Origin of the sequence: Alkalihalobacillus sp. BA299, assembly GCF_017745675.1 — a bacterium.
Lineage (GTDB): Bacteria > Bacillota > Bacilli > Bacillales > Bacillaceae_F > Alkalihalobacterium.
In genome coordinates this window covers 109,150-116,532 of sequence record NZ_JAFLJM010000016.1, presented here as the reverse complement: position 1 = coordinate 116,532, position 7,383 = coordinate 109,150, and the positions used below count along the sequence as shown (strand labels likewise).

Below are 7,383 nucleotides of genomic sequence, written 5' to 3'. Positions count from 1 at the left end.
TCATAATACTAGCTCCTTTCGTAATGTAGCTCTGTTTTGGTTTGGTTTTTTTCATTAAACAGCTTAGCCAAAATAATCTACGATATTACGAGTAAGGGGCTAGTTTCGTTCATGATAACTTATCGTAAGGAGGAGAGCGAAGTCCACTAGACGCTGGGCGCTGCAGCTAGACATCCTCGAAATTTCTTATTCTTTAAGAAAAACACCATTCTACTAATATAAAATGGTGTTTCATTGTTGTTTTTTTATTTTTCTTCTTCAACGTGTGTTGAAACTTGCCAAGTAATTCCAAATTTATCAGTAACTGATCCATATGCAGGGCTCCAAAAAGTCTCTTGAAGAGGCATACCTACTTGACCACCATCTTCTAATTGTTTGAATATCCCTTGCGACTTTTCTACACAGTTCGTTGTTATTGACACCTGTACTTGAGAACCAATTTGTAAAGGTTGTCCAGGAAATGTATCCGATATCATAAGGTCTGTGTTACCTATTTTTAAATGCGCATGCATGACACGATCCTTTGCCCCAGCTGGAATACTATATTCTGGATTTTCAGGCATCTCTCCAAAGGTTTGAAAAAAGTTAACTTTTGCATCAAGTGCTTTTTCATAAAATTTGACCGCTTCCTGTCCTGTTCCATCGAAAATTAAATAAGGGTTGATTCCTAAGATCATGTAGGCACCTCTTCTATTAAATATTATAAGAGCTTCTGATTTCCACCTAGCATCAGATCATACGTTCTTATTTTTATATTATCTTACAGATTATTTTTCTTGTCAACTCTTTCCAATAGAACTTTTTCCCTTATACAGATTGGACTGATTCGACTTTACTGGATTCAATGAACATCACTCTTGATATATTTCATTGCGAAACGTGCTACTAATGATATACTCATAATTAGTAAATATTATAGCTTTTAATCAGAAAGAAAGGGTCATCAACATGAAAGTTAAGATCTTAGCTACATTATCCATCTCTCTCATCATTATTTTTATGCTTTCGGCTTGTAAATCTGGTCAAACTCAGCCAGAAGAAAACGTTGCTATAAAAGTCGCAGCAGCCTCTGATTTATCCTTGGCTTTTACTGAAATTGGTGCACTTTTTAAAGAAGAAACAGGAGCGACGATTACATTTTCATTCGGGTCTACTGGACAATTGGCAGATCAAATTGAAAATGGTGCTCCTTTTGATGTTTTTGCAGCCGCTAACATTAAATTCATTGATCAATTAAAAGATAAAGATATAATTATCCCTGAAACACAGACAACCTATGCATTTGGACGAATCGGAATCGCTACACTCCCAAATCAATTGACCACTATTAAAACAGTCGAAGACCTTTTGCAACCAGAAGTCATCAAAGTAGCGATTGCTAACCCAGACCATGCTCCATACGGGTTAGCTGCAAAACAGGCTCTAATAGAAGCAGGTATATGGGAACAGCTACAAGGAAAACTCGTGTTCGGAAGAAATATATCTGATACGTTAGCCTTGATTGATACAGGAAATGTGGAAGCAAGTATCATTGCTTTATCGCTCTATCAAGAAGGCAAGGTGGATTTCCATCTGATCGATGAAAATTTACACGCTCCCCTTGAACAGTCCATTGCTGTTGTCAATCGGACAAATAATGAAGAACTTTCAAAACGTTTTATTGATTTTATTATAGGGCCAATCGGTAAGCCGATTATGGAGAGTTATGGGTTTGTTGTACCTGAGTAAGTTAGGAGAAATCGCTTATGGCAGATGTTAATTTATTTCCACTATTCCTATCATTAAGAGTTGCTACTATGGCAACTCTTTTAGCACTTCTCATCGGCTTGCCTATTGCTTACTATTTAAGTAAATCGAAAGGAAAGATGGCGGACTTCGTTGATACCTTCATTACCCTTCCTATCGTTTTACCTCCAACTGTACTTGGTTATTATTTACTCGTTTTATTAGGTAGGCAAAGTCCAATAGGCAAGTTTGTTGAACAATATTTCGATATGACCATCGTTTTTACACCTACAGGAGCTATCATTGCAGCACTTGTGGTTTCCATTCCATTTTTGATTAAATCGGCAAAAGCATCCTTTGCAAGTGTTGACACAAACGTTGTAAATGCAGCAAAGGTTTTAGGACGGTCAGAGTTCAATCTATTTTTTACTATCATCCTTCCGCTCGCTTGGAAAGGAATTGTTTCTGGACTGACTCTTTCATTTGCAAGGGCTTTAGGTGATTTTGGAGCAACATTAATGGTAGCAGGAAGTATCCCTAACGAAACAATGACAATGCCAATCGCCATTTATGATGCGCTTCTAGCAGGCGACCGCGACCTAGCTAACCTACTTGTGTTTATCATGACAAGTGCATCGGTCACCGTATTATATGTCATTAATCGTTTAGAAAAAAGAGTAGTAAAGGGGTGAGGAATAAATGCTGGATGTATCCATTAAAAAGCAATTAGCTAGCTTTAGCCTTGATGTTTCATTTCGTGTAGAAAATGGAATCACGGCCATTCTAGGGCCATCTGGGTGTGGAAAAAGCTTAACATTACAATGCTTAGCAGGACTACAAACACCTGACAACGGAAAAATCATATTACAAGATCGAACTCTTTTTGATTTCCAAAATAAAAAGTCGGTTAAATCAAGGAATCGAAACATTGGCTATGTATTTCAAAACTACGCGCTTTTTCCCCATTTGACAGTTAAAAACAATATTGGATTCGGCTTAAAAAAAACTTATAAAAAAACGGAAATTGAAGAAAAAGTGGCTATCATGATGGAGAAAATCCAATTAACAGGATACGAAAATCATTACCCCAACCAATTATCAGGTGGGCAACAACAGCGAGTTGCTCTAGGGAGAACGTTAATTACAAACCCTGATCTCTTACTTCTTGATGAACCTTTTTCTGCTTTAGATCATCATATAAAGCAATTACTTGAACAAGAGCTCTTATCAATCATTCAAGAAAATTACTCAGGTGTCGTTTTACTCGTAACACATAATATGGAAGAAGCGTATCGTCTAGCTGACAAGATCTTACTATTAAAACAAGGGAAGGTTATTCAATTTGGAGAAAAATATAAATTGTTTCAAAGGCCTCAATCTGTTGCTGCAGCCCAAATTATCGGCTGTAAAAATATATTTCAAATTCATTCGCTGAAAAAAGGAAACGAGCAAATTGCATGTACCGTTCATGGTTTAACATTAACCTTAAATAAAAAGGACTTTAAAAAACATTCAACTCATATCGCAATCCATGCTGAAAACATAAGATTTGCAAATGATGAAAATAAACATACGGTTAATACATTTGATTTTGAAGTGACTGAGGTAATACCCGGGATCAACCAAACTCAAGTTATGATAAAGACGGGTTCATTAAATTTACAAACAATAGTTCCTAATAGTAAACTTAATGAAGCTCTTACTAGTCGGAAAGTAGTTCTACCTATTGAACATCTTTTTTTACTCACACAATAAACAGGAAACCCCTGTTTATTGTGGAGGTTGTGTTCAAGAAATTAGATAGCATGACCTATCTGTATATTACTATACTAACCACGTTCACCTTCCTATTTTACAAAAAGCTTTAATTCATTTATTAAACTTTTCTGTACGAAGGCATCATTCTGTAATTGTATACCTTCAATAATATAGTTGATATAGTCCTTTTTCCAACGTATTGTGCCAGTTACATCAAACTGAATATTATTTAAACTAAATGATATATGTAATTCAGTTTCTAATGGAAGATCTACAGACGTTTTTATTTTTATACCATTAGGACTTAAATCAAGTATCTGTCCGTCCAAAAGCTCTCCCTTTTGTCTTCCTATATAATAAAAACAATAAATTGGTTCTGAGAAGCTATATCTAAACGGTTCATTTTCTCTTATATCTTCTCATTTGCTTTTTCCTTTCATTGTTCCATATAATACATCTTTAGTCCACTTTATTGAATTGATATAAATATTGGACAACTCACTTTGATCTATCTTAATTCTCTCACTTATTTTACTAATTTCAGGCCAGTCCCCTTTTTCAATCGACATCACTAATCTATGTACATCACTATAAGGTGACCGTATACCTATAATGGTATCTTTTATTTCTTGACCTAAAGGTAACTGATCCATCACTCTTTCAATTGGTTGCTTTAAAACGGTATCAATTAATGAAAGTAATCCTGTTAAAAAGTAAGAAGAACTTTCAACACCTTTGCCAATCTTTACAGCAATTAACTCACTTGTTCTAGCTCTTGTTAGACACATTTTAATAACTTCATCTGAAGTATTTGTATGAATAGTCGCAGTATTGCGAATATATAAAACATATATCCATTTACTGAGCTCTTTTAACCCTAGCAAAACAATGGCTTGTTTGATCGATTTTATTTCATTTAATCTACCAAATAAAGGCGAATTAATTAATTTAAGTAACTTATAAGAAATGGATATATCTCGTTCTATCATAAAGGCAATTTTATCAATGTCTGGACTTGGTTTAGATAACTCATCCATAATCGTAAAAAAACTATTATATTGTGCTACTAAATCATTTGTTGATAAAATTACAGGTTTACTAAAGTAATACCCTTGAAAATACTCATAACCATTTTGTAAACATCGTTCATACTCATCTCTAGTTTCAACTTTCTCCGCTAGTAATTCTACATTGTATTTTTTTAATAATTTTACTAACTGTAGCTGCTGTTCCCGAGACGTTTTTTGAACATCAATTTTTACTATATCAACAATCCTTAAGATCTTATCTAAATTAACACTATTATTTATCATATCAAAATCATCTAGTGCTAATTTATATCCTTTAACCTTTAACCTTCTACAAATATCGATAACCTCATTTGTAATGTCGACTGTTTCTAAAATTTCAACTACAATTGTACTCGGGGAAAAACAAGTTGGGATATCATTTTGAAGCAGTTTATATGTAAAATTTACAAAGCAAGGTTTACCTTCAGATAGGTCATCTATTCCAATCTGAATGAAACTATTTATTACTTCCAATGTAGCTTGTTCATCATCAATTAATGAGAAATTTTCTAGTAGATTATTTCGATAAAGTAGTTCATAACCGAAAACTTGTTGATTTTTAGTTAGTATCGGTTGTCTTGCTAAAAATACTTCCATTAATATTTCCACCCCTTATAAAATGTCATTTTTTTATCTTTAACATTTTGAATTTTTCCTACCTTCACCTTTTCCTTTTTAAAATTTAAAGTTAAGATAGAACTTTTATACCTCTTTTAAGTATAAATATGTAATTTACTAATACTATTTACATAGTCATTATATATCATTACGAAGCTCGAAGTCTGTCAAAATATGTATTTAAAATCTAATAATTTCTTAATTTTGTAAAATAACCCAACAATAAAAACTAAACATTCACAGAGTCAAAATAAAAAAGCCCTTGGTCAGGGCTTAATCATTTAGTACACTTTCTAGTTTTCAGTCCATATATTCCATCATCCGTCAATATTTTTTATGTTAATTCCTCAGCTGCCGTTTTTAACCATATCACTATCCATAGGTAAATTTATACCCGTTTTATATTGCTTTTTTAACTTCCTTTTTGCTATCTACTGGATGTTCGGCGTGATAGATTTCTGACTCCAAATAGGTTACATATTTAACGACTTGCTCGTCACTCCATTTTAATTCTTTTTTCAAATAAGACACTACTTCATTTTTCCACTTTTTAACCCAGTTAATATTAAAAAATAATGCTCCTGTTCTGCGGTTGAAAAAATCAATCGGCGTGGATACCATTTCATGTTCGATCCCGTACTTGATCTGTGCAAAAATCGTTATCGGTAATTTATTCTTATTGGCTTCTTCCTTATTATTTTTTACGATCTCAAACAATCTTTTCACATTTGAACCATATAAATGGACTAATCGGCCTGCTTCTTCTTCTGATAATCCAATTTTTAATCCTTCTTTTACCATTTGACTAACGAAAAGCGAAAACTGAGCAGAACCACCGACGTTTCCACCTGAAAGTTTTATTTTAGCAGTCGTACATGGTTGATTAATACCTAAATCTTTTGAAACGATGTCGACAATTCGCTCTGCCATCTTGCGGTAACCCGTTAACTTCCCACCCGCAATTGAAATAAGGCCTGTATCAGAGAAGAAAATTTCATCTTTACGTGAAATTTCTGATGCACTTTTGCCTTCTTCGTGTATTAACGGACGTAGACCAGTCCAGCTCGACTCAATATCATCTACTGTTAAATTAACAGTAGGGAACATATAATTACATGCAGCAATGATATAGTCACGATCTTCTTCCGTCATTCTTGGATGGGCTATTTCATCATTATAAAATGTATCCGTTGTTCCGATGTATGTTTTACCATCACGTGGAATTGCAAATACCATTCGTTTATCATTTTCTGTATCAAAATAAACAGCCTGTTTTAAAGGAAAACGACTTCCATCAACGACAAGATGAACTCCCTTTGTAAGGTGTAAATATTTTCCTTTTTTCGAGTTGTCTTTTTCACGAAGTGTATCAACCCAGGGTCCTGCAGCATTTACAATCTTTTTAGCATAAATATGATACATTTTATCATTTAAAATGTCTCGAACTTTTACCCCAGTAACTTTACCTTTTTCATAGATAAAACCTTCTGCTTTCGTATAGTTTACTGCTTTTGTACCTCTATGAACCGCTTCTTTTAATACTTCGAGTGTTAAACGGGCATCGTCTGTACGATACTCTACGTAAATTCCTCCACCTTTTAATTTATCACTACGAATAAGCGGTTCTTTTTGTAACGTTTCATTTCTATTTAACATTTTGCGGCGTTCTTCTTTTTTTACTCCTGCTAGATAGTCATATACTTTTAAACCAACAGATGTTGCCGTCTTCCCAAAGGTCCCCCCTTTAATCATTGGGAGAAGCATCCATTCAGGTGTTGTTACGTGTGGTGCATTTTCATAAACAATGGCTCGCTCTTTCCCAACCTCTGCTACAAGCTTCACTTCAAATTGTTTTAAGTAACGTAATCCACCATGAACGAGCTTCGTTGACCTGCTTGAAGTACCTGCCGCAAAATCTTGCATTTCAATTATTCCTGTATTTAAACCTCGAACCTGTGCATCAAGTGCTATTCCACTACCAGTAATTCCCCCACCAATTACTAATAAGTCCAATGTATGTTTAGACATTTCTTCTAAATATAGTGCACGCTTCTTACTTGAAAAAGAATTTCCCATAAATAAAACTCCCCTTTATAGTAATAAATATTATGAGGGCATATAAAAAGAGGCCACAACATCTCAATCTTTACGCGCTAACGCATAAAAAACTGAGTGTTGCGGCCTCTCCTATTCTCCGACCTCAATATTAACT

7 protein-coding genes are annotated in these 7,383 nt (G+C 34.2%); 3 read left to right on the top strand and 4 right to left on the bottom strand.

Translation table 11 applies throughout. The features are described from left to right. Nucleotides 1–245 precede the first annotated feature (245 nt). The gene (locus tag J0N78_RS19350) at nt 246–677 is read right to left on the bottom strand and encodes a VOC family protein (protein ID WP_209124762.1); all 432 of its coding nucleotides are present in this window, start codon (nt 675–677) and stop codon (nt 246–248) included. A gap of 271 nt (nt 678–948) precedes the next feature. Here J0N78_RS19350 and modA point away from each other — a divergent pair, with 271 nt between their 5' ends. Genes modA through J0N78_RS19335 form a run of 3 tightly spaced genes read left to right on the top strand, consistent with a single transcriptional unit; the run spans nt 949 to nt 3,480 of the window. Further along, the gene (gene modA, locus J0N78_RS19345; protein WP_209124761.1) at nt 949–1,728 is read left to right on the top strand and encodes a molybdate ABC transporter substrate-binding protein; all 780 of its coding nucleotides are present in this window, start codon (nt 949–951) and stop codon (nt 1,726–1,728) included. A 17-nt stretch (nt 1,729–1,745) separates the two neighbouring features. After that, on the top strand, nt 1,746–2,417 hold the full coding sequence (gene modB, locus J0N78_RS19340; protein ID WP_209124760.1) for a molybdate ABC transporter permease subunit: 672 nt from the start codon (nt 1,746–1,748) through the stop codon (nt 2,415–2,417). 7 nt (nt 2,418–2,424) lie between these two features. Beyond that, nucleotides 2,425–3,480: a sulfate/molybdate ABC transporter ATP-binding protein gene (locus tag J0N78_RS19335; RefSeq protein ID WP_209124759.1), complete on the top strand. Its 1,056-nt coding sequence runs from the start codon at nt 2,425–2,427 to the stop codon at nt 3,478–3,480. 92 nt (nt 3,481–3,572) lie between these two features. Here J0N78_RS19335 and J0N78_RS19330 read toward each other — a convergent pair whose 3' ends face one another. The 3 genes from J0N78_RS19330 to J0N78_RS19320 all read right to left on the bottom strand — a co-directional run bounded on the left by J0N78_RS19330 (nt 3,573) and on the right by J0N78_RS19320 (nt 7,247). Beyond that, on the bottom strand, nt 3,573–3,836 hold the full coding sequence (locus J0N78_RS19330) for a PilZ domain-containing protein (protein WP_374193935.1): 264 nt from the start codon (nt 3,834–3,836) through the stop codon (nt 3,573–3,575). A gap of 66 nt (nt 3,837–3,902) precedes the next feature. Further along, complete coding sequence (locus J0N78_RS19325; RefSeq protein ID WP_209124758.1) at nt 3,903–5,150, bottom strand: EAL and HDOD domain-containing protein; 1,248 nt, start codon at nt 5,148–5,150, stop codon at nt 3,903–3,905. Nucleotides 5,151–5,570: 420 nt separating this feature from the next. Further along, nucleotides 5,571–7,247 (bottom strand): glycerol-3-phosphate dehydrogenase/oxidase, encoded by a 1,677-nt coding sequence (locus J0N78_RS19320; RefSeq protein ID WP_209124757.1) that lies wholly within the window; start codon nt 7,245–7,247, stop codon nt 5,571–5,573. Between the last annotated feature and the right edge of the window lie 136 nt (nt 7,248–7,383).

Excerpts from the sequence above, each read along its gene's own strand:
- modA (WP_209124761.1), top strand. The coding sequence starts at position 949 with ATGAAAGTTAAGATCTTAGCTACATTATCCATCTCTCTCATCATTATT.
- J0N78_RS19350 (WP_209124762.1), bottom strand. The coding sequence starts at position 677 with ATGATCTTAGGAATCAACCCTTATTTAATTTTCGATGGAACAGGACAG.
- modB (WP_209124760.1), top strand. The coding sequence starts at position 1,746 with ATGGCAGATGTTAATTTATTTCCACTATTCCTATCATTAAGAGTTGCT.
- J0N78_RS19320 (WP_209124757.1), bottom strand. The coding sequence starts at position 7,247 with ATGGGAAATTCTTTTTCAAGTAAGAAGCGTGCACTATATTTAGAAGAA.
- J0N78_RS19335 (WP_209124759.1), top strand. The coding sequence starts at position 2,425 with ATGCTGGATGTATCCATTAAAAAGCAATTAGCTAGCTTTAGCCTTGAT.
- J0N78_RS19325 (WP_209124758.1), bottom strand. The coding sequence starts at position 5,150 with ATGGAAGTATTTTTAGCAAGACAACCGATACTAACTAAAAATCAACAA.